This window comes from Acuticoccus sp. I52.16.1 (assembly GCF_022865125.1).
Classification (GTDB): Bacteria; Pseudomonadota; Alphaproteobacteria; order Rhizobiales; family Amorphaceae; genus Acuticoccus.
This window is the reverse complement of the sequence record NZ_CP094828.1, coordinates 4,185,887-4,208,036: the sequence shown is the minus strand read 5'-3', so window position 1 is coordinate 4,208,036 and position 22,150 is coordinate 4,185,887. Positions and strand designations below refer to the sequence as shown.

The window sequence follows — 22,150 nt, the reverse complement described above, 5'->3', positions numbered from 1 at the left end:
GCGGCGGGGTCAGATCATCCGGCTGACGTTGGAGCGAAACTCCTCGATGTGGTGGCGCATCGCCTGCGCGGCGCGCTCCGGGTCGCGCGCGGCGACCGCCTCCACCACCTCGGTGTGTTGCTGGCAGATGCGCTTCAGGTGGCCCGGCACCTTCACCGAGACGAACCAGAAGCGCAGCGCCCGATCCTGAAGGTTGCCCAGGAAGTCCGCCAGGATGGCGTTGCGGCTGGCGTAGGCAAGCGTGGCGTGGAACTCGCGGTCGATGTCGATCAGGGCATTGTAGTCGTTCAACGGCTCGGCGGCCCGCATCCGGCCGAGGTTCTCGCGCAGGACCGTCGTCTCCGCCGGGCCGATGCGCTCCGCCGCCAGCCGCACCGAATAGACCTCGTTGACGAGGCGCACTTCGATGATGTCGTGGACCTCGTGCAGGCTGAGGGGGCGCACGATGACGCCCTTGCGCGGCATCACCTCGACCAGTTCGTCGACCATCAGCCGGTCGAGGGCCTGGTGCACGGGGGTGCGGCCGATGTCGAGCGAGGCGCTCAGCACCGCCTCGCTGATCACTTCACCCGGACGCAGCTCGCAGGTGATGATCTTTTGCTTGATCCGGTCATAGGCGATGTCCCGGAGAGATCGTCGACGCGCCGGCTTGCCTGCGGGCGGCGGTGCCTCCGTTCCAATGCTCATATGCGAATATGCCCCTTGCCCGTTAATTGGACCACCACAACCATGACGGGGAAATAGGGATTATCCCGGAACGTCCAAGTTGCGCACATCATATCCGTGGCGCAGCGTGCGGCCGAGGATCGGGTCGTGCAGCTTGGCCTTGAACCGCTGGGAGGGCCGCACGCCGCCGATCGCCGGCAGGGTGCCGCAGAACATCACCGTGCCCACCGGCAAGCCGCCGGGCTTCTTCTCGATCAGCGTCTCGGGCGCCAGCATCGCCGACACTTTGCCGGACTGGTAGGTCACCGTCTCGCCGTCGATCTCGACGACGCTCTCGATCTCCAGCTCGTCCCAGTGGTCGGCGACCTCCTCGTAGGGCCACACCGTCAGGCTGACCGGCTTGTCGCACAGCTGCTTGGAGAGTGTGACGCCGACGGTCTCGGCCTCGCGGTCGGTGTGGTCGGAGCCGACGCCGACGAAACGGCCCTGCGGCGTCTCGAACAGGACGTACTCGGCCTCCCCGCTCGACGCGTTGCCGATCGCCTCGATCATCTCGGCCCGGGTCAGGCGGCTGACGGAGACCGGGTAGTACATCGGCGTCGCGGCCGGCCGCTTGACGCCGAGCGCTTCCAGCTCCTGAATGTGGTGCTCCATCGCCTCCGGATCGCGGCCGGTCCACCCGGCGATGACCAGCGCGTCGACCGTCACGACGATCTCGCGTACACCGTCCCGGCTCTCGATCCTCAACGGCAGCTCGTTCATTCTCGCTCCTTCGTCAGCCCCGGTCGCGCGCACCGGCAAGGAGGTGCCCACGGACATGATTGGCCTCGGACTTGTATGCCCACGAGATGCAGACTCGCCACACCCGCCGGCCACACGATGCGGCCCTAGGGGACAACCTCACCCGAACCAGACATTGTCATGAAAGAACTTGTGAAATTTCACAAGTTCTTTTTAGATGCCCTGAGCGCCGTCACACGCCCCCTCTCGCACCGGACCGTGTCCGGATCGAGCGCGGCCGAATGGCGACCGATCAGGACCGATCACGACCGCCGGGCGCGGCGGTCTCGCTCGAAGGAGAGCTTCGCATGAAGACCATTCTCACTGCCTTGGCGCTCTCGCTCGCCGCAGGGCCCGCGCTGGCCCCGGCCGCCAACGCCCAGGACGCACCGGCCGAGCTCGGCATGGGCGTCTTCACCTTCACCTCCGGCCCGGCCGCCGCCTACGGCATGCCCGGCCGCAACGCCGCCGAGCTGATCATCGACCAGATCAACGCCGACGGCGGCATCGGCGGGGCGAAGATCGTGCCGACCTATGTCGACGAGGGCCAGGGCGGCGAGAGCGTCGTCTCCGAGTTCCGCCGTCTCGCCGGCGACGGCTCGGTCGATATCATGGTCGCCGCCCTGTCCTCGGGCAACTGCATGGCGCTGGCGCCGATCGCCGACCAGCTCGAGATGCCGATGGTGACGTGGAACTGCGACACGCATCAGCTCTTCCTGGGCGCCGAGCACCCGTACGTCTTCCGCCCCAACTCCTCCACGGTGCCGGAGTTCGTCGCCTACGCCGCCTACGTCGCGCAGAAGGTGCCGGACGCCAAGCGCATCGCCATCATCAACCCGGACTACGCGTTCGGCCACGACGCCGCGGCGATCTTCACCGCCGCGATGAAGGCTTTCAACCCGGACGTCGAGGTCGTGGCGGAGCTCTTCCCCAAGCTCGGCACGCCGACCTTCAACACCGAGATCTCGCGCATCGCCGCGGCCCGGCCGGACATCATCTTCTCCAACCTGTGGGGCGGCGACCTCGAGAACTTCGTCCGTCAGGCCTCGGCCCGCGGGCTCTTCCGCTCCTCGCAGGTGGTGCTGGCGCTGGGCGAATCGGTGCTGCAGCGCGTCGACCTGCCGGAGGGCGTCATCGTCGGCGTGCTGGGTGACGGCTTCTGGAATTCGCCCGACGCCAAGGGCAACGAGGCCGCGCAGGGCTTCGCCGAGGCCTATCACGAGAAGTTCGGCGAGTGGCCGGTCTTCCCCGGCATGAAGATGGCCAACACCATCCTCGTCGTGAAGCAGGCCTACGAAGAGGCGATGGAGGCCGCCGGCGGCTGGCCCACCAAGGCCCAGGTGCTCGAGGCGCTGTCCGACATCGAGGCCGAGACGCTGACCGGCACCGTCACCGTGCGCGAGGACCACGACGGCCTCGTCGACCAGATCGTCGGCGTCTCCACCGGCAGCGACACGCCCGAACTCGCCGACATGGCGCGCTATTCGGGCGAGGCGATCACCCCGCCGGTCGGCGTCGACCCGATCGAGTGGGTGTCGACCCTGACGCCGGAGTTCGCGGCCGAGCTGCCGGCCCCCGGCTCCTACCAGTAAGCGCGCGGCGGCCGGGTTCGCGCCCGCCGCCCTCCTCCTCCTGCGTCGGCGGTCCGCCGCCGGCGCCCGTTCCCCGCCAGCGTATCGGAAGGCGACACCGGCCAAGCCCATGGATTTCATCCTCCCCATGCTGGTCGACGGCCTCGCGGCCTCGGCTCTCATCTTCTTCATCGCGGTGGGGCTGACGCTCGTCTTCTCCGTGCTGCGCGTCCTCAACGTCGCCCACGGCAGCTTCTACGCCATCGGCGCCTACGTCGCGGTCGTCATCGGCGGCTTCGTGATGAGCGCGGGGGCGAGCCCTTGGCTCTCCTTCCCCATCCTCATCCTCTCCGCCGCGCTGGTCGCGGCGCTGCTGGGGCCGGCGATCGAGCGCACGTTCATCCGCTTCACCTACGGCAAGCCCGAGGCGGTGCAGATCCTAGTCACCTTCGCCCTGTTCCTGATCTTCGAGGACCTGCAGAAGCTGATCTTCGGCGTGCAGGCCTACTATCAGGACGCCGCCGTCTCGGTGCTCGGCATCTCCGACATCGGCGGCATCATCTACCTCAACTATCAGCTCCTGCTGATCGCGCTGGCGGTCGTCGTCGTCGTGGCGCTCCGGGTGATGTTGCACCACACGCGCCTCGGCAAGATGATCACCGCCGTCGTCGCCGACCCGGAGGTTTCCGCCACGCTCGGCATCGACACGCGCCGCGTCTACGCCGCCGCCTTCACCATCGGTGTCTTCCTGGCGGCGCTGGGCGGCGCGCTCGCCTCGCCCAACTCCGGCGTCGCGCCGGGGCTGGGGGCGGAAGCGATCGTGCTGGGCTTCGCGGTCGCCGCAATCGGCGGGCTCGGCCAGATCGAGGGGGCGGCGCTGGCGGCGATCATCGTCGGCATCGCCCGCGTCGTCGCGATCTACCAGATGCCGCAGCTCGAGCCGGTCGCGCCCTATCTCGTCATGCTCGCGGTGCTGCTGGTGCGGCCATACGGCCTCTTCGGCGCCGCGACGGCCCGCAGGATCTGACGCCCGTGCGCCACGCTCTCGTTCTCATCGTCCTCGTCGCCGGTTTCCTCGCGGTGCCGGCGGCCTTCCCCTGGCTCGCCTTCGTCTTCACGCTGGTGATCGCCAAGGGGTTCGCCGCGCTCGGCGTCGCGATCCTCCTGCGCGCCGGCCTCATCTCCATCGGCCACGCCCTCTTCTACGCCATCGGCGCCTACACGGTCGGCTTCCTGTCCTCGCGCGCGGGGGTCGACCTCTTCCTGCCGCAGCTTCTCGCGGCGGCCCTCGTGTCGGGCGTCCTGGGGCTTCTCGTCGGGCTCTTCATGGTGCGCTACCGCGGGATCTTCTTCGCGATGCTCAATCTCGCCGTCTCGATGGTCGGCTACACGCTGCTCGCCAAGCTCTACAGCCTCACCGGCGGCACTGACGGGCTCTCGATCGCGACGCCGCGCGTCCTCGGGATGACGCTCACGCGCGAGGCGTTCGAGAGCGTCCTGCTCTACGGCGGCCTGGCGCTCGCCATCGTGCTCGGCTTCCTCGCCCACCGCTACCTGAAGAGCCCGATGGGCGAAGCGCTGGCGGCCGTGGAAAGCAACGAGATCCGCCTCGAGTATCTCGGCGTCTCGGTGCCGCGGGTGTTGCTCTTCGCCTATGTCGGGTCGGCGGTTCTGGCGGGCGTCGGCGGGGCGATCCACGCGCTCGCGATCGGCCACATCACCCCCGACCTCGCCTACTGGACGACCTCCGGCCAGCTCGTCCTGGTGGCGGTGCTGGGCGGCATCGGCGGCGTCGTCGGCCCGTTCGTCGGCGCACTGTTCCTCGAAAGCGTGCGCGCGGCGGCGGCCATCTGGGCGCCGGACGTGTGGAACCTCATCATCGGTGCGGGGCTCCTGATCGTGATCTTCTTCCTCCCGCGGGGCCTCTACGGCCTCATCGAACGCACCGGCGGGAGGGCGAAGCGATGACCCTCCTCTCGGTGCGCGGCGTGAAGGTGGCGTTCGGCGGCGTGAAGGCCGCCGACGGCGTCGACCTCGACGTGAACGCGGGAGAATTCCTCGCCATCATCGGCCCCAACGGGTCCGGCAAGACGACCTTCATCAACCTCGCCACGGGCTACGTGAAGCCCCAGGCCGGGTCGATCCACCTCGACGGGCGCGACATCACGCGCCTGAAGCCGCGGCAGATCACAAGGCTCGGCATCGCCCGCGCCTTCCAGATCCCGCAGCTCTTCACCGACCATACGGTGCTGGAGAACCTGATGCTCGCCGTCGCCGCCGAGGCGGGGTTCTGGCGCTGGCAGTCCCCGCTCGGCATCCCCTCGGTACGCGAGGCGGCGACGGCACTCCTCGACACCGTCGGCCTCGCCGACCTCGCCGAGACCGACTCGGCCGCCCTCCCCGAAGGCGGCCGCAAGCTGACCGACATCGCCCTCGCCCTCGCCCTCAAGCCGCGGCTTCTGCTCCTCGACGAGCCGACGGCCGGCGTCTCCTCGGACGAGAAGTTCCCGCTCATGGACCGCCTCGCCGCGGTGCTGCGCGAACGGGGCGTGACGGCCGTCTTCGTCGAGCACGACATGGACCTCGTCCGGCGCTATGCCGACCGCGTCGTGGTGTGGAGCCAGGGCCGCGTCGCCGCCGAAGGCGCGCCCGATACCGTGCTTGCCGACCCGGCGGTCCTGCGCGACGTGGTGGGGGTGATCTGATGCTGACCCTCGACGACATCCGCGTCTCGCTCGCCGGCCACACGGTGCTGCGCGGTGTCTCCTTCACGCTGCCGCAGGGCGCCACGACCGTGCTCGTCGGCCGCAATGGCGCCGGCAAGACCACCACCTTGCGCACCATCATGGGTCTCGTCCCCCTCGGCGGCGGCCGCCTGACGTTGGACGGGACCGACCTCGCCGCCCAGCCCGACCATGCCCGCGCGGGCCTCGGCATCGGCTACGCGCCGGAGGACCGGCGGATGATCCCGGCCTTCTCGGTGGAGGACAACCTCCTCCTGCCGGCGGTGGCGCTGAAGATGCCCGCCGGCATCAGCGCCGAGCGGCTGGCGATGGTCTACGAGCTGATGCCGGAGCTGACCGAGCTGAAGAACCGCCCCGGCGGCTCCCTCTCGGGCGGGCAGGGCAAGATGGTGGCGCTCGGCCGCGCGCTGATGGTGGCGACGCGGGCGATCCTGCTCGACGAGCCGTTCCAGGGCCTCGCCCCGGCGCTGGCGCTCAACTACGCGCGCACGCTCGCCAAGGTGCGCGACGCCCGCGGCGACCTGGCCCTGCTGGTGACCGAATCGAGCCCGCAGCTCCTCGCCGGCGTCGCCGACCGCGCGCTGAAGATCGAGCGCGGCGAGGTCAGCGAGACGACACTCGACGCCCTCGGCCACTGACACGCCCGGATGCGGATGCCGACGCGGATGCGGGGGCACGCCGCCCCCGCATTCGCCCATACGATAGGCATGGCGTGCCAATCGGCATTGACACCGAAAAATAGCGTTGTAACTTAGCGATCTAAATTTCGGGAAGGAACGAGCTTGCCCCACGAGCTCAGCCATACCGCGCTCGCCGGCACCGCCGAGGCTCAAACGGCCATGGACCCTCAGGAAGCCGCCGAGCCGATGACCGCCACGCGTCCCGCCCTGGTGCGCGACGGCCGCGACGACGCCTTCCGCGCCTTCGTCCACGGCCTGCTGGCGTTCACCGCCCGCCTCGAAGCAACGCGCCAGGGGCTCGGCGCGTACACGGGCCTCAGCGGGCCGCAGTACTCGATCCTCATTTCGATCGCCCACCTCTCCCGCTCGGCCGACGTCAGCGTCTCGACGCTCGCCGGCCACCTCCACTACAGCGGCACCTTCGTCACCGCGGAGGTCGGCCGGCTCGTCAAGATGGGCCTCGTCGCCAAGGAGCCGCACCCCACGGACGGGCGCCGCGTCAGCCTGAGCGTCACCCCCGCGGGCGTGACGCGGCTGAACGACCTCGCCCCGGTGCAGGCCCAGGTGAACGACACGCTGTTCGCCGCCCTCGGTCCGGCGGACTTCGACCGGATGCTCACCCTCCTCCCCGGCCTCGTCGCTGGCGGCGACAACGCTCTGGCGCTGCTCGACTACGAGACGCAACGAAAGGCGCACGGCGAATGAGCGAGATCGACCCGAATGCCCTGCGCCGCGCCCTCGGCGACTTCGCCACCGGGGTCTGCGTCGTCACCGCCGCCCCGGACGCGGACGAACGTATCGGCATGACGGTCAACTCGTTCTCGTCGGTGTCGCTCGACCCGCCGCTGGTCCTCTTCTGCGTCGCCAACACGGCCAACGCCCTGGCGGCGTGGAAGCGCACCACACACTACGCGATCAACGTCCTCGCCGAGAACCAGAGCGCCATCTCCAACCGCTTCGCCCGCGCCCAGGCCGACAAGTGGGAGGGCCTCGCGCCCGAACCCGGCGTCACTGGCGCGCCGCTGATCCCCGGCGCCATCGCCCATTTCGAATGCGCGGCGGAGCATCAGTATCCGGGCGGGGACCACACCATATTCGTCGGCCGAGTCGTCGCCTTCGACCGGCCGCGCCCCAACGCGGAACCGCTGGTCTTCCACCAGGGCCGCTACCGCGAACTCACGCACCAGCACGATATCGCCGTGCCGGCCGACGCCCTGTGGCTGCTCGGCTGGTGACGCCAGGACCCGGAGACGAACCCATGATCAAGAACGGCGCGATGCATCTCGACAGCCTGCGGGACGGCCGGGCCGTCTACATCGGCGGCGAGCGGGTGAACGACCCGGTCGACCACCCGGCCTTCCGCAACGCCGTGCGCTCCTACGCCAACCTCTACGAGATGCAGGCCGCCAACGCGGACCTGATGACCTTCACGACCGACACCGGCGCTCAGGTGAACCGCCAGTGGGAGCTGCCCACCAGCTACGAGATGCTGGTGAAGCGGCGCGAGGCGCTGGAGACGTGGGCGGAGGAGCACTACGGCTTCCTCGGCCGCTCGCCGGACCACGTCGCCTCCTGCCTCTCGGGCATGGTGATGGCGATGCCGGTGTTCGAGGCCTACGACCCCGCCCGCGCCGCGGCCCTCGCCGACTATTTCCGATACGCGCGCGACAACGACCTCTTCCTCACCTACGTCATCATCAACCCGCAGGCCGACCGCTCCAAGAGCGCCAACGAGCAGGCCGACCCGTTCCTCACCGCCGGCGTGGTCGACGAGGACGCCGAGGGCATCACCGTGCGCGGAGCCAAGATGCTGGCGACCTCCGGCATCATGGCCAACGAGGTGTTCGTCACCTGCATCCAGCCGCTGCGGGAGGGCGACGAGAACTACGCCCTTTCCTTCGCCATCCCGATGAACGCGAAGGGCCTCAAGATCCTGTCGCGCAAGTCCTACGAGGCGGGCGCCCCGTCGAAGTTCGACAACCCGCTCGCCCACCAGTTCGACGAGAACGACGCGGTCCTCTACTTCGACGACGTCAAGGTTCCGTGGGACCGCATCTTCGTCCACAAGAACGTGGAGATGGTGGCCAAGCAGTTCCACGCGACGCCCGCGCACACCTACCAGAACTACCAGTGCCAGATCCGGCTGATGGTGAAGATGCGCTTCCTCGCCGGCCTGGCGCGCGGGATCGCCGAGACCAACGGCACCCTCGCCTTCCCGCAGGTGCGCGAGATGCTGGGCCAGGTCTCGGCCGAGGCGGAGATGGTGGACGCGCTGGTGCGCTCCATGGAGGTCAAAGGCCGCATGGAGCACGGATACTTCGTGCCCGACCGCCACACGCTCTACTCGGCGCAGGTGCTCACCCAGCAGCTTTACGGCAAGGTGATCACCACGCTGCGCGATCTGGCGGGCGGCGGCGTGATCATGCTCCCCTCCTCGGTGGAGGACTTCGCCAACTCGGAGATCGCCTCGATCATCGACAAGACGCAGCAGTCGCCGGTGCGTTCCTCGCGCGAGCGGGTCAAGTTCTTCAAGCTGGTGTGGGACGCGATCGGCTCCGAGTTCGGCTCGCGCCACACCCAGTACGAGATGTTCTATGCCGGGGCGACCTTCGTCACCAAGGGCCACGCCTTCCGCACCTACGACTGGGCGGGCTCCACCGCGCTGGTCGACCGCTGCCTGAACTCCTACGCACTGAGCGACGAGCTGAGCGCGTTGAAGACCGCTGCCGAATAACCTTCAACAGAGGATGCCGTATGGCGATCGACAAGGAACACAAGGAATTTCATACGGTTGACTTGACGGACGGCTTCGCGCCGCCGCCGGGCTATCCGGAGGGGATCAAGCAGAAGGTGCTGGCCGGCTTCCTCGACGAGGAAAAGAAGGTCGGCAACCGCACGCGGCTGCTGAAGTTCGACCCGGGCGTCTACACCACGAAGCCCTTCGTGCACGACTACTACGAGGAAGTGTACCTCGTGTCGGGCGACCTGACGGTGGGCAACGACGAGAACGGCGAAGGCGGCGAGGCCTTCCAGCCCAACACCTACGCCTGCCGCCCGCCGGGCGCGGTGCACGGCCCGTTCAAGTCGGAAAACGGCTGCCTGCTGGTCGAGATCCACTACTACGCCTGACCCTCGCGTCGGGCCGGACGACGCCGCGGCCCCCGCCGCGGCGTTCGCATGTCCGGGACGCCGCGCCGGCGGCGCGGGCGCCTACCGCGGCGCCATCAGGAAGGTCAGCAGGACGTCCACCGCGTGGGCACGGCGCTCGGCGAGCCAGTCGTCGGCACCCATGTCGCGCTGGAACATCACCGACAGCGTGTGGCGCTGCGCCTGGTGGAGCATGCACAAGGACAGGATCGTCACATAGATCTGCGCCGGCGCGACGGCGGGTTTGAAGACACCCTCGGCACGGCCGCGGCGCATCAGATCGGTGATCGCCTCGACGAGCGGCATGGTCGTGTCCGGCACCATCTCCAGCTGGCGCACGAAACGGCCGCCGAGCATGTTCTCGTTGCGGATGATGGAGACGAAATCGGGATTGTCTCGCAGGTAGTCGAACGTGAACTCGACGAGGCGGCGCATGCCCTCCTCGGGCGCGAGGGCGGCGAGGTCGAGGTCGCGCTCCAGGGCGCGGATGCGGGCGTAGGTGTCTTCCAGCACCGCGAGGTAGAGGTCGTCCTTGCCGCCGAAATAGCGGTAGATCATCTGCACGTTCGCTTTGGCGGCCGTGGCGATCCGGTCGATCCGGGCGCCTTCGAAGCCGGCGTCGCAGAAGTCGCGGCGCGCGGCGTCGAGGATGCGCTGGCGGGTGGCGGCGGCGTCGCGCTTGGGCTGCGGCCGCGCGGCGCGCCCCTTCGCCGACCCGGGCTCGGCGCGTTCGGCGCCGCCGGGCTTTGCCGCGCCGGCCTGTCGCGGCTCACGTTTCAGTGCCACCGTTCACCTCGTGGTCGCGCGGCCGCTGCCGCGCCTTTTCCTTGTGCACCCTCGAAGCCCCGAATGCACCCGGCGACATCCTCGCCCGGATGGATCATGCGGCAAAAGGGGCTGGAGAGGTGGAGTTTGGCACAGCGTATGTAAAAATTCACTTGCAAGCGCCCCCCTGGCCCGTCCGTTGCATTTTCCCCGGTGAAAGTCGCACCCGCGACGCTCACAAAGGGATTGCCAGCATGAGGACGACCTCGAGGTTCAAGATGCTGCCGGCGCTCATCGGCGCGGGCGTATTCGCGCTCATGACCGCGGCGCAGGCCGACGAGCCGATCAAGATCGGCCACGTCGCGGCGCTGTCGGGCGCTTCGGCGCAATCGGGCGAAGCGATCACGCGGGGCCTGCAGGTGGCGATCGACGAGATCAATGCCGCCGGCGGGCTTCTCGGCGGGCGCACGATCGAGCTGATCCAGCGGGACGACGAATCCAAGCCGCCGCGCGGCCTGATCGCGGCGCGCGAGCTGATCTTCAACGAGAAGGTCGCCGCCTTCTTCGGCGGCATCGATTCGCCGGTCGGTCTCGCCATCGTCCCGCTCGCCAACCAGAACGAGACGCCGTTCATCGCCGTCTGGGCGGCGGCGACCGGGATCACCCGCAACGGCGCCGATCCCAACTTCGTCTTCCGCGTGTCGGCGATCGACGCGCTGGTCGACGTCAAGCTCCTGGGCTACGCGAACACCAAGTTCGGCGCCACCAAGGTGGGGCTCATGCTGATCAACAACCCCTGGGGCGAGTCCAACGAAAAGGGCCTCGCGGCGGCGGACGAGACCAACGACGCGGTCGAGATCGTCGGCGTCGAGACGTTCGAGAACGGCGACGTCGACATGACGCCGCAGCTCACCCGGCTCAAGGACGCCGGCGCCGAGGCGATCATCCTCGTCACCAACACCCCGCCGGGCGCGCAGATGATGAAGTCGCGCGAGCGGATGGGGTGGACGGTGCCGGTGGTCTCGCACTGGGGCATCGCCGGCGGCCGCTTCCCCGAGCTCGCCGGACCGACCGCGCCGGACGCGCACTTCGTGCAGACTTACTCGTTCTTCGGCGAGCAGGGCCCGGTCGGCGAGAAGCTAATCGCCGCGCTGGCGGCAAAGTACGACGACGTCGACGGCCCGGGCGACATCATGGCCCCGGTCGGCACCGCCAACGCCTACGATGCGATGCACCTCCTGGCGCTCGCGATCGAGCAGGCCGGGTCGACCGACGGCGATGCCATCCGCCAGGCGCTGGAGGACCTCGCCACCCCCTACGAGGGCCTCATCAAGACCTACGACAAGCCCTTCTCGGCCGAGAACCACGATGCGCTCGGCCCCGAGGACTACATCATGGTCCACTACGAGGGCGACGAGGTCGTCCCGACCGAGTAACCCGCACGCTCGTCATTGTTCGGGGCGCGGCGCGCCTCGCTCTTTCTGGGGCGTCGCACGCCCCCCTCGCGGTCGGCGCCTCGCGTCCCGGCCGCCCCGTCAAGCGGCACAGGGTGTCCCATGCTCATAGTCTCGGCCCTGGTCACGGGTCTCGGCCTCGGCGCGATGTACGGCCTGCTCGCGCTCGGCTTCTACGTGACCTACGTCGTCTCCAACACGGTGAACTTCGCGCAGGGCAGCACGATGATGCTGGGCGCGGTCGTATGCTTCACAATGTGGGTGACCTTCGGCTGGCCGGTGCCGCTCGCCATCCTCGTCGCCCTCGCCGCGGCGACCCTATGGGGCCTCGTGGTGGAGCGCGTCGCCGTGCGCCCCTTCGTCAAACGCGGCTCCGACGCGTGGCTGATGGCGACCGTCGCGCTCGGCCTCGTGATCGACAACGCGGTCCTCTTCACGTTCGGGCGTGACCCGCGCGGCATGCCCCCCACCCCCCTCACGGCGGAGACGTTCACCGCCTTCGGCGTGCGCATCCAGCCGCAGCAGGTGCTCATCCCGGTGGTGGGCCTGGCGCTCGCCGCCCTGCTGACGCTGTTCTTCCGCCGCACGCGCCACGGCCTGGCGATGATGGCGGTCGTCCAGAACGAGGCGGCCGCGCGGCTGATGGGGATCAACGTCGCCATGGTCGTCTCCGGCGCCTACGCGCTGTCGGGCTTCTTCGCCGGCGTCGCGGGAATCCTGATCGCCCCGCTCTTCACGGTATCCTCCACCATGGGGACGTTGTTCGGCATCAAGGCGTTCGCGGTGGCGATCCTCGGCGGGATCACCAATCCGTGGGGCGTGATGCTGGCCGGCCTCATCTACGGCCTCGCCGAGGCGCTGATCACCGCCCTCTTCGGTTCGACCTACACGCAGATCACGACGTTCGCGCTCGTCGTCGTCGCCCTCGCCGCACGGCCGGACGGGCTCTTCGGCCGCGCCGAGGTCAAGAAGGTATGAGGTTCCTCGAACTCCTCGGTGCCGCCCTCCTCATCGCCCTCGCCGCGGCGGCGATCGGCCAGTCCAACGGCTACCAGCTCTTCGTCCTCTCCATGGCGGGGCTGACGGCGATGGTCGGCATCGGCCTCAACATCCTGGTCGGCATGTCGGGCCAGATCTCGCTCGGCCACGTCGGCTTCTATGCCATCGGCGCCTACACGGTGGGCATCCTCACCACCGCCTACGGGGTCGACTTCTGGGTCGCGCTGCCGCTCGGCGGGGTGTTGGCGGCGCTGGCGGGCGTCCTGGTCTCGGTCCCGGCGCTGCGGGTGCGCGGCCCCTACCTCGCGATGGTGACGATCGCGTTCGGCTTCATCGTCGAGCAGAGCGCGGCGGAACTGGAACCCATCACCGGCGGGTGGAACGGCATCATGGGCATCGCGCCGCCCCAGGCATTCGGCACGCTGTTCGGCCCCACCGAGATCGCCTACCTGGTGCTGGCGCTGGTCGTCCTGTCGCTCGTCTTTTACGCCCTCTTCAGCGCCGGCTCCTGGGGCAAGGCGCTGCGGGCGCTTCGGGACTCGGAGGTCGCGGCGCAGTCGATCGGCTTCGACCCGATCCTGCTGCGCTGCGCCGCGTTCGCGATCTCAGCGGTGTTCGCGGGGCTCGCCGGCGGCGTCTACGCCGCGATGAGCGCGTTCATCAGCCCGGAGAGCTTCCCGTTCTTCGAGTCGATCCTCTTCCTGCTCGTCGTCATGATCGGCGGGGCGGACACGGTGCTCGGCCCCGTCCTCGGCGCGCTCGTCATCGTGCTGCTGCCGGAGGCCTTCTCCTGGCTCGCCGAGTACCGCTTGCTGCTCGTCGCGCTGCTGCTCCTGGTGGTCCTGCGCGTCGCGCCGCGCGGCATCGTCGGTGCCGTGACGGGCCTCCTGCGCCCCCGCGCCGGAACACCTGTCACCGCCGAGGCACCGGCCGCGACCGCGGTCATCGCAGCAGGCGGCGGCCGTGCGCTGGTGGTCGACGGGCTCTCCATCACCTTCGGCGGGGTGAAGGCGGTGCAGGAGGTCTCGTTCACCGCCGCGCCGGGGAAGGTGACGAGCATCATCGGCCCCAACGGCGCGGGCAAGACGACGGTGCTCAACCTCGTCGCCGGCTTCTACAAGCCGAGCCGGGGGACGGTCCGGCTCGGCGAAACGGACCTGACCGGCGAGCGCTCGCACCGCGTCGCCCGCGCCGGCGTCGCCCGCACCTACCAGACGACGCAGCTCTTCGAGCACATGAGCGTCCTCGACAATCTCCTCATCGCCATGAAGCACGGCCGCGTCCGCCCGGCGGAGGTCGTCGCCCCCCTCGCGACGGCCGCCCGCCGCGCCCGCGCCGAAGCGCTCCTCGCCTTCGTCGGCTACCGCGGCGACCTCCAGCGCCCCGCCGGCACGCTGCCGCACGTCGACAAGCGCCTCGTCGAGATCGCCCGCGCCCTCGCCTTCGCGCCCGAGGTCATCCTCCTCGACGAACCGGCCGCCGGGCTCTCCGAGGAGGACACCGCCCGCGTCGGCGCGCTCCTGAAGCGTCTCGCCGAGGCGGGGCTCACCATCGTCCTCATCGAGCACGACATGGACCTCGTCATGGGGATCTCCGACCATGTGCTGGTGCTCGATTCGGGCCGCAAGATCGCCGAAGGCCCGCCCGCGGCGGTGCAGAACGACCCCGCGGTGCTGAAAGCCTACCTCGGCGAGGGCGGCACCGAGCACCGCCGCGCCAAGCCGGAGACGACGCCGGGCGACCTCATCCTCCAGGTCGCCGACCTGACCGCCTCCTACGGCGCCAGCGCCGTGCTGCACGGGGTCGATCTCAAGGTCTCGCGCGGGGAGCTGGTGGCGGTGCTGGGCGCAAACGGGGCGGGCAAATCCACCCTCATGCGCGCACTATCGGGCCTGCACCGGCCGGTCGGCGGCGAGATCCACCTCGCCGGCGAGCCGCTCCAGGGCGAGGACGCCGACCGTATCGCCCGGCGCGGCCTCGTGCTGGTGCCGGAGGGGCGGCAGGTCTTCCCCCAGCTCGACGTGGTCCAGAACATCAAGCTCGGTGCCTACGGCCGCCCGCCGGCCGACCTCGCCGCGGCGGTCGACGAGATGCTGACGCGCTTCCCGCGCCTCGCCGAGCGGCGGCGCCAGCCGGCGGGGCTGCTCTCGGGCGGCGAGCAGCAGATGCTCGCCATCGCCCGCGGCCTCGTCGCCCGACCGACCGTCCTCCTCCTCGACGAGCCCTCGCTCGGCCTCGCGCCGAAACTGATCGAGGACCTCTACGCCATCCTCGCCGAGCTGCGCGACGACGGGGCGACGATCCTCCTCGTCGACCAGATGGCCGAGATGGCGCTCGGTGTCGCCGACCGCGCCTACGTCATCTCCTCCGGCCGCATCGTCGCCGGCGGCACGCCCGATCAGGTGCGCGGCAGCCGCACCCTCGAAGACGCCTACCTCGGCGCCACCACCCCCTGACAGAAGCGAACCGGACAACACCGATGGACCTCATTCTCAAGGACGCCCGCCTCGCCGGCGACGCCACCCGCCGCGTCGACATCGGCATCGACGGCGGCACCATCGTCGCCATCGAGCCGGACCTCGGCGCCGACGGCGAGACGCTCGATCTCGGCGGGCGCTTCGTCACCCCCGGCTTCGTCGAGACGCACATCCACCTCGACAAGTCGTGCATCCTGGGCCGCTGCGCCTCCAAGAAGGGCGACCTCACCGAGGCGATCAGCGAGGTGGCGCGCGTCAAAGGCGACTTCACCCCCGAAGACGTTTACGCCCGCGGCCGCAAGACGGTCGAGAAGGCGATCCTCCAGGGGACCACGCACATGCGCACCCACCTCGAGGTCGACCCGACGATCGAGCTGCGCAGCCTCGAAGGCATCCTCCAGCTGATCGACGACTACCGCTGGGCGATCGACATCGAGATCTGCGTCTTCCCGCAGGAGGGGATGCTCAACAATCCCGGCACCGAGGAGCTGATGGTCGAGGCGATGAAGCGCGGCGCCAAGGTCGTCGGCGCCGCGCCCTACACCGACACGGACCCGCACGGGCAGATCGACCACGTCTTCGCCATCGCCCGCGAGTTCGACGCCGACATCGACATGCACCTCGACTTCGGGACCGACACCTCGTCCTTCGACCTCGACTACGTGTGCCGGCTCGCCGAGCGCACCGGCCGCGGCGGACGCACCGCGATCGGCCACGTCACCAAGCTCGCCTACGCCGCGCCGGACGTGCTGGCGGCCGCGGCCAGGCGCCTGGCCGACGCCGGCGTCGCGCTGACGGTGCTCCCCTCGACCGACCTCTTCCTGATGGGGCGCGACCGCACCGAGGGGCGCACCCGCGGCGTCGCCCACGCCCACGAGCTGCTGCACCACGGGGTGAACTGCTCGCTGTCGACCAACAACGTGCTCAACCCGTTCACCCCGTTCGGCGACTGCTCGCTGATCCGCATGGCGAACCTCAACGCCAACATCTGCCACGTCGGCGCGGCGAGCGACATCGTCGAGTGCTTCAACATGGTGACCACCCGCTCGGCCAAGCTGATGAACATCGCCGGCTACGGCCTGGAGGTGGGCAACTCCGCCGACCTCGCTGTGCTCGACTGCGCCGACCCGCACACCGCCGTCTCCGAGCTCGCCCCGGTGCTCTACGCCTTCAAGCGCGGCCGCCGGACGATGACGCGTCCGGTCGCCGAGCTGCACCGTCCGGCCGGCCACGCATGAGCGCGCCGCTGACCGACATGGCGGCGATCGACGCGCTGGGGGCGTTCTGCCGAACCAACAACGTCACGCGCACCCACACCAGCCCCGGCCCCCTCTCCGGCCTCGGCTTCGCGGCGAAGGACGTGTTCGACATCGCCGGCAGCACCGCCGGCAACGGCCAGCCGGACTGGTTGCGGACCCACGCGGCGGCGACCGAGACCGCCCCGGCGGTGGCCGACATCCTGGCCGCCGGCGCCGATCTCGTCGGCCGCACGGTGTCGGACGAGATGTGCTACTCGCTGACCGGCGAGAACCACCACTACGGAACGCCCCTCAACCCCGCGGCACCGGCGTGCGTGCCGGGCGGCTCGTCGAGCGGGTCGGCCTCGGCGGTGGCGGCGCGCGCGGCGGACTTCGCGCTGGGGACCGACTGCGGCGGCTCGGTGCGCACGCCGGCGAGCTACTGCGGCCTCTTCGGCATGCGCCCGACGCACGGGCGCATCCCGCTCACCGGCATCGTCCCCTTCGCACCCAGCTTCGACACGGTCGGCTGGTTCGCGCGCGAGGCGGCGGTGATGCACGCGGTCGGCCGGGTGCTGCTGCACGACCGCGCGACCGCCCGCCCGTTCGAGCGCCTGGTGATCGCGGACGACGCGTTCGCCGCGCTGGAGCCGCCGCTCCGCGCCGCGCTCGCCCCTGCGGTGGACCGGATCGCCGAGGCCATCCCCGACCGCCGCCACGTCACGGTGGCGGCGGATGGGCTCGCCGCCTGGTCGGCGACGTTCCGGGTGCTGCAGGGAGCGGAGATCTGGGCGAGCGTCGGCGCCTGGGTGGAGGCGACGGGACCGATCTTCGGCCCCGGCGTGCGCGAGCGGTTCGAGACCGCGCGCACCATCGATGCCGACGCAGTGGCCACCGCCGCAAAGCAGCGCGAGGCGATCGTCGCCGAGATCGACCGGGTGGTGCCGCCCGGCACGGTGATGGTGCTGCCGACGGTGCCGCGCACGGCCCCGCCGAGGGGCGGCGACGTGGACGAGGTGGAAATCGTCTACCGCCACGCGGCGATGAACCTGTTGTGCATCGCGGGCCTCGCCGGCCTGCCGCAGATCTCGCTGCCGATCGCGACCGTCGACGGCCGTCCGCTGGGCCTGTCGCTGATCGCCCCCCGCGGCGCCGACATCGACCTCCTGATGCTCGCCGAACTCCTAGCGGCCCCGACCGGCCCCCTGGAGATCGCCGGATCCCCGACGACCTGACCGGCCCCGCCTCGGAGGGATGCGGCGGGGTCAAGCCCGCGCCCGGAGCCACGCGCAGCGCAGCGAGCATGGCGAGGACGGGGGCTTGACGCCGTCGCAGCCCTCCTCAGCCTCAATGCAGGTCGTCAGAGCAGATGTCTCCTTCAGACATCTGACCTGACGGCCTGCCCGCCGGCGAGGCGGGGGGAGCGCGAGGGGGGAACTCCCCTCGCTCTGCCTAGCCCCCAAGTCACGCGTCGGGTTCGTCGCCTCAGCGCTACACGCCAGTCAGCGGCACGATTGGCGATCCGTCGAAGAACCGGGAGAGCCGGAAGGCCGCGGGATCGACGAGGGGGTGGGCACCGGTGACGAGGTCGGCGGCGAGGCGGCCGCTCGCAGGCCCGAGGCCGAAGCCGTGGCCTGAGAAGCCGGTGGCGATGGTGAGCCCAGGCCGCTCGGCCACTTTGGAGATCACCGGCACGGCGTCGGGCGTCGCGTCGATCATGCCGGCCCAACGCTGGGCGACCTCGGCCTTGCGCAGCGCCGGGATCGCCTCCTTGGCGGCGGCGAAGGCGCGGTCCGTCATCCGCTTGTTGGGCGCGGGGTCGAGGATGCGGATCTCCTCGAAGGGGCTCTCCGCATTGGGATCCCAGGGCGCCATGTCGCGCAGCTCCTGGTAGAACCGCAGGCCGAGGCGTGGGCGGAGCTGGCGCCACTCCATCTTCGCCGCCGGCAGGAATTTTGCGAAGAACCGGAAGCTGTCCGGCGTCAGGTCGAAGTCGTTGGCGACGAGCGTGGAAATCGTATACCCGCCGTCCGCCCGCTTGCGGACCGAGAAGTTGGGCCCGCGGATCGTCACCGTCGGCCCGTCCGCGACCGGCGTCGTGCGCATCACCGAGTTGGTGACCTTGAGCTGCGGCAGGGTCACGCCGGCCTGGCGCAGCAGCAGCCGCGACCAGGCACCGCCGGCGACGACCACCGCATCGGCGCGGATCCGCCCTTTCTCGGTGTAGACGCCCTTCACCACGCCGCCCTCGACGTCGAGCCCGCGGACCGCGCAGCCGGTCATCACGGTGGCGCCCTTGGCGGCGGCGGCGCGGGCGACGGCCGGGGCGGCCTTCTGCGGCTCGGCGCGGCCGTCGTGCGGGGCGTAGATGCCGCCGTCGTGGGCGAAGTTCAGCCCCGGTAGCAGGCGGTCGACGGTCTCGCGGTCGACCCGCTCGATCCGCGTCTGGCGCCCTTCGACGTTCTTCAGCCAATCGGTGTCCTTGGCCGCGTTCTCGGCGCTGTAGAACGGGACGACGACGCCGCACTGGGTGTAGCCGACGTCGGCGCCGACGCGCTCGGCGAGGCCCTCCCAGATCTTGATCGAGGCCATCATCAGCTCGATCTCGCGCGGGTCGCGGCGGGCGAGGCGCACCCAGCCCCAATTGCGGCTCGACTGCTCGCCGGCGATGATCCCCTTCTCGCACAGCACCACTTTGAGGCCGCGCTCGGCGAGCTCCAGCGCCGTCGTGGTGCCGATGATGCCGCCGCCGACCACGACGACGTCCGCCTCGGGGGGAAGCGCCGCGGCGCCGTCGACGGGATCGGGTGTGGGTCCTGGCACGTCGCGCCTCCTTGCGCCCTCGCCCGCCGGCACGCATCGGCGGCCGCTGGCGAACCAAACAACGATTGCGGGCGGCCGGCCCTGAGGCCGCCACCCGCCCCCTCACATCGCCGGATCGCGGCTCAGATGTCGAGCGTCGTGGCGCGTTCCCACTGGGTGAAGTGGCGCGCATACTCGTTCCACTCGTGGTGCTTCAGCTTCAGGAAGGCGGCCGAAACTTCGTCGCCGACGGCGGCCCTGAGCGCCGTGTCCGCCTCCAGCGCGCGCAGCGCGTCGAGGAGATTGAGCGGCAGCTTCACGCCCTCGGCGCGATGCCCCTCGGCGTACATGTTGACGTCGCTGCGCGGGCCCGGATCGGCCTTGTCGGCCAGCCCCGCGAGCCCCGCCGCGATCGCAGCCGCCTGGAAGAGGTAGGGGTTGGCCGCCCCGTCCGCCAGACGCAGCTCGAACCGCCCCGGCCCCGGCACGCGCACCATGTGGGTGCGGTTGTTGCCCGTCCAGGTGACGGTGTTGGGCGACCACGTCGCGCCCGACAGCGTCACCGGCGCGTTGATGCGCTTGTAGGAGTTGACGGTGGGGTTGGTGATCGCCGTCAGCCCCGGCGCATGGCGCATGATGCCGCCGAGGAAGTGTTTGCCGTCGGCCGAAAGGCCCAGCTCCGCGGCGGGATCGGAGAAGCGGTTGTTGCCGGCCGCGTCCCATACCGAAAGGTGCATGTGACAGCCGTTGCCGGTGAGGTTCGCGAACGGCTTGGGCATGAAGGTCGCCCGCAGCCCGTGCTTCTCGGCGATCGACTTGACCATGAACTTGAAGAACGAGTGCCGGTCGGCCGTGACCAGCGCGTCGGCGAACATCCAGTTCATCTCGAACTGGCCGTTCGCGTCCTCGTGGTCGTTCTGGTACGGCTCCCAGCCGAGTTCCAGCATCGCGTCGCAGATCTCGGCGATGATGTCGTAGCGGCGCATCAGGGCCTGCGCGTCGTAGCAGGGCTTGGCGGCGGTGTCGGCGGCGTCGGAGATCGCCTCGCCGTCCGGCGTGACGAGGAAGAACTCGGCCTCGACGCCGGTCTTGATCGTCAGCCCCTGCCCGGCCGCCGTGGCGAGCACCTTGCGCAGGACGTTGCGGGGCGCCTGCGCCACCTCCGCGTCGTTCATCACCGGGTTGGCGGCGACCCAGGCGACCTCGGGCTTCCAGGGGAGCTGGAAGACCGCGGCGGGGTCCGGCACGGCCAGCATGTCGGCGTCGGCGGGGGTCATGTCGAGCCAGCTCGCGAAGCCGGCGAACCCGGCCCCCTCGGACTGCATGTCGCCGATCGCGGCGGCGGGCACCAGCTTGGCGCGCTGCCCGCCGAAGAGATCGGTGTAGGAGATCATGAAGTACCGAACCCCCTTCTCCGCCGCATAGGCCGCGAGGTCGAGGGTGGTGGGGCCGTCAACGTTCGTCATGAGTTCCTCCGTGTCCGCCGCCGGGGTCGCTTTCACGAACGGTCCGCGCCGGGAATCCAGTTCGTGCCAGCAAGCGGCACGCCAGCCATGGCCGCCGCCTCGATCGTCAGCGCACAAAGGTCCTCGGGTTCCAGGTTGTGCACATGGTTGTGGCCGCAGGCGCGGGCGATGGTCTGCGCCTCCATCGTCATGACCTTGAGATAGTTGGCGAGCTTGCGCCCGGCGGCGACCGGGTCGAGCCGCTTCATCAGCTCGGGGTCCTGCGTGGTGATGCCGGCGGGGTCGCGCCCCTCGTGCCAGTCGTCGTAGGCGCCGGCGGTGGTGCCGAGCGCGTTGTACTCGGCCTCCCACTTCGGATCGTTGTCGCCGATGGCGACCAGCGCGGCCGAGCCGATCGACACCGCGTCCGCCCCGAGCGCCAGCGCCTTGGCGACGTCGGCGCCCGAGCGGATGCCGCCGGAGACGACGAGCTGCACCTTGCGGTGCATGCCGAGATCGCGCAGCGCCTGCACCGCGGGGCGGATCGCCGCCAAGGTCGGAATGCCGACATTCTCGATGAAGACCGACTGCGTCGCCGCGGTCCCGCCCTGCATGCCGTCGAGCACGACGACGTCGGCCCCGGCCTTCACCGACAGCGCGGTGTCGTAGTAGGGCCGCGAGGCGCCGACCTTGATGAAGATCGGCTTTTGCCAGTCGGTGATCTCGCGCAGCTCGGCGATCTTGATGGCGAGGTCGTCCGGACCGGTCCAATCCGGGTGCCGGCAGGCCGAGCGCTGGTCGATCCCCTCGGGCAGCGTGCGCATGGCGGCGACGCGGGGCGAGATCTTCTGCCCCAGCAGCATGCCGCCGCCGCCCGGCTTGGCGCCCTGCCCGATCACCACCTCGATCGCGTCGGCGCGGCGCAGATCCCTCGGGTTCATACCGTAGCGCGACGGCAGGAGCTGGTAGACGAGCGTTTGCGAATGCCCGCGCTCCTCGTCCGTCATGCCGCCGTCGCCGGTGGTGGTGGAAGTGCCGGCGAGCGTGGCGCCGCGCCCCAGCGCTTCCTTCGCGGGGCCGGAGAGCGAGCCGAAGCTCATCCCCGCGATGGTGATCGGGATCTTCAGGTGCAGGGGCTTCTCGGCGAAGCGGTCGCCGAGCACGACGTCGGTGTCGCAGCGCTCGCGGTAGCCCTCCAGCGGGTAGCGCGACATCGAGGCGCCCAGCACGACGAGATCGTCGAAGTGGGGCACCTTGCGCTTCGCCCCGCCGCCGCGGATGTCGTAGATGCCGGTGGCGGCGGCGCGGCGGATCTCCGCCATCGTCATGTCGTCGAACGTCGCGGAGGGTTGCGGCGGGGTGAGCGGCTTGGTCATCGTGTC

General features: G+C 70.1%; 20 protein-coding genes. 14 read left to right on the top strand and 6 right to left on the bottom strand.

From position 1 onward, the window contains the following. Positions 1 to 9: 9 nt before the first annotated feature. Entirely contained in the window at positions 10 to 687 is a 678-nt protein-coding gene (locus tag MRB58_RS19025) for a GntR family transcriptional regulator (RefSeq protein ID WP_244778665.1), read from the bottom strand. 60 nt (positions 688 to 747) lie between these two features. Next, complete coding sequence (locus MRB58_RS19020) at positions 748 to 1,428, bottom strand: DUF2848 domain-containing protein (protein WP_244778664.1); 681 nt, start codon at positions 1,426 to 1,428, stop codon at positions 748 to 750. A gap of 326 nt (positions 1,429 to 1,754) precedes the next feature. On the opposite strand from MRB58_RS19020, the gene MRB58_RS19015 reads away from it, so the two are divergent. From MRB58_RS19015 to MRB58_RS18975, 9 genes are all read left to right on the top strand, one after another. Beyond that, positions 1,755 to 3,038 carry an ABC transporter substrate-binding protein gene (locus MRB58_RS19015; RefSeq protein ID WP_244778663.1) on the top strand — a complete coding sequence of 428 codons (1,284 nt, stop codon included), beginning with the start codon at positions 1,755 to 1,757 and terminating at the stop codon, positions 3,036 to 3,038. Between the two features lie 109 nt (positions 3,039 to 3,147). Further along, positions 3,148 to 4,044: a branched-chain amino acid ABC transporter permease gene (locus MRB58_RS19010; RefSeq protein ID WP_244778662.1), complete on the top strand. Its 897-nt coding sequence runs from the start codon at positions 3,148 to 3,150 to the stop codon at positions 4,042 to 4,044. A 5-nt stretch (positions 4,045 to 4,049) separates the two neighbouring features. Then, entirely contained in the window at positions 4,050 to 4,985 is a 936-nt protein-coding gene (locus MRB58_RS19005) for a branched-chain amino acid ABC transporter permease (protein WP_244778661.1), read from the top strand. After that, complete coding sequence (locus tag MRB58_RS19000) at positions 4,982 to 5,722, top strand: ABC transporter ATP-binding protein (RefSeq protein ID WP_244778660.1); 741 nt, start codon at positions 4,982 to 4,984, stop codon at positions 5,720 to 5,722. Before MRB58_RS19005 ends, MRB58_RS19000 begins: the two co-directional genes overlap by 4 nt. Then, positions 5,722 to 6,399 (top strand): ABC transporter ATP-binding protein, encoded by a 678-nt coding sequence (locus tag MRB58_RS18995; protein ID WP_244778659.1) that lies wholly within the window; start codon positions 5,722 to 5,724, stop codon positions 6,397 to 6,399. Before MRB58_RS19000 ends, MRB58_RS18995 begins: the two co-directional genes overlap by 1 nt. Positions 6,400 to 6,543: 144 nt before the next feature. Then, the gene (locus MRB58_RS18990) at positions 6,544 to 7,146 is read left to right on the top strand and encodes a MarR family winged helix-turn-helix transcriptional regulator (RefSeq protein WP_244778658.1); all 603 of its coding nucleotides are present in this window, start codon (positions 6,544 to 6,546) and stop codon (positions 7,144 to 7,146) included. Then, positions 7,143 to 7,676, top strand: coding sequence for a flavin reductase family protein (locus tag MRB58_RS18985; RefSeq protein WP_244778657.1), 534 nt, complete (start codon positions 7,143 to 7,145; stop codon positions 7,674 to 7,676). Before MRB58_RS18990 ends, MRB58_RS18985 begins: the two co-directional genes overlap by 4 nt. 23 nt (positions 7,677 to 7,699) lie before the next feature. Continuing rightward, positions 7,700 to 9,175, top strand: a complete 1,476-nt coding sequence (locus tag MRB58_RS18980; RefSeq protein ID WP_244778656.1) for a 4-hydroxyphenylacetate 3-hydroxylase family protein — start codon at positions 7,700 to 7,702, stop codon at positions 9,173 to 9,175. A 20-nt stretch (positions 9,176 to 9,195) separates the two neighbouring features. Continuing rightward, positions 9,196 to 9,570: a cupin domain-containing protein gene (locus MRB58_RS18975; protein ID WP_244778655.1), complete on the top strand. Its 375-nt coding sequence runs from the start codon at positions 9,196 to 9,198 to the stop codon at positions 9,568 to 9,570. An 81-nt stretch (positions 9,571 to 9,651) separates the two neighbouring features. Here MRB58_RS18975 and MRB58_RS18970 read toward each other — a convergent pair whose 3' ends face one another. Continuing rightward, on the bottom strand, positions 9,652 to 10,374 hold the full coding sequence (locus MRB58_RS18970; RefSeq protein WP_244778654.1) for a TetR/AcrR family transcriptional regulator: 723 nt from the start codon (positions 10,372 to 10,374) through the stop codon (positions 9,652 to 9,654). Positions 10,375 to 10,607: 233 nt separating this feature from the next. On the opposite strand from MRB58_RS18970, the gene MRB58_RS18965 reads away from it, so the two are divergent. The 5 genes from MRB58_RS18965 to MRB58_RS18945 all read left to right on the top strand — a co-directional run bounded on the left by MRB58_RS18965 (position 10,608) and on the right by MRB58_RS18945 (position 17,756). Beyond that, positions 10,608 to 11,789, top strand: a complete 1,182-nt coding sequence (locus MRB58_RS18965) for an ABC transporter substrate-binding protein (protein WP_244778653.1) — start codon at positions 10,608 to 10,610, stop codon at positions 11,787 to 11,789. A gap of 120 nt (positions 11,790 to 11,909) precedes the next feature. Further along, positions 11,910 to 12,785, top strand: coding sequence for a branched-chain amino acid ABC transporter permease (locus tag MRB58_RS18960; RefSeq protein WP_244778652.1), 876 nt, complete (start codon positions 11,910 to 11,912; stop codon positions 12,783 to 12,785). Then, a complete protein-coding gene (locus MRB58_RS18955) occupies positions 12,782 to 15,262 on the top strand; it encodes a branched-chain amino acid ABC transporter ATP-binding protein/permease (RefSeq protein WP_244778651.1) in 2,481 nt (826 codons plus the stop codon). The genes MRB58_RS18960 and MRB58_RS18955 overlap by 4 nt, the downstream gene beginning before the upstream one ends. A gap of 23 nt (positions 15,263 to 15,285) precedes the next feature. Further along, a complete protein-coding gene (locus MRB58_RS18950; RefSeq protein WP_244778650.1) occupies positions 15,286 to 16,521 on the top strand; it encodes an amidohydrolase family protein in 1,236 nt (411 codons plus the stop codon). Further along, positions 16,518 to 17,756, top strand: a complete 1,239-nt coding sequence (locus MRB58_RS18945; protein WP_244778649.1) for an amidase — start codon at positions 16,518 to 16,520, stop codon at positions 17,754 to 17,756. Before MRB58_RS18950 ends, MRB58_RS18945 begins: the two co-directional genes overlap by 4 nt. A 256-nt stretch (positions 17,757 to 18,012) precedes the next feature. Here MRB58_RS18945 and MRB58_RS18940 read toward each other — a convergent pair whose 3' ends face one another. The 3 genes from MRB58_RS18940 to MRB58_RS18930 all read right to left on the bottom strand — a co-directional run bounded on the left by MRB58_RS18940 (position 18,013) and on the right by MRB58_RS18930 (position 22,144). Beyond that, on the bottom strand, positions 18,013 to 19,344 hold the full coding sequence (locus MRB58_RS18940) for an FAD-binding oxidoreductase (protein WP_244778648.1): 1,332 nt from the start codon (positions 19,342 to 19,344) through the stop codon (positions 18,013 to 18,015). 122 nt (positions 19,345 to 19,466) lie between these two features. After that, a complete protein-coding gene (gene glnT, locus MRB58_RS18935) occupies positions 19,467 to 20,789 on the bottom strand; it encodes a type III glutamate--ammonia ligase (RefSeq protein WP_244778647.1) in 1,323 nt (440 codons plus the stop codon). A 32-nt stretch (positions 20,790 to 20,821) separates the two neighbouring features. Then, a complete protein-coding gene (locus MRB58_RS18930; RefSeq protein WP_244778646.1) occupies positions 20,822 to 22,144 on the bottom strand; it encodes an FMN-binding glutamate synthase family protein in 1,323 nt (440 codons plus the stop codon). Positions 22,145 to 22,150 lie beyond the last annotated feature (6 nt).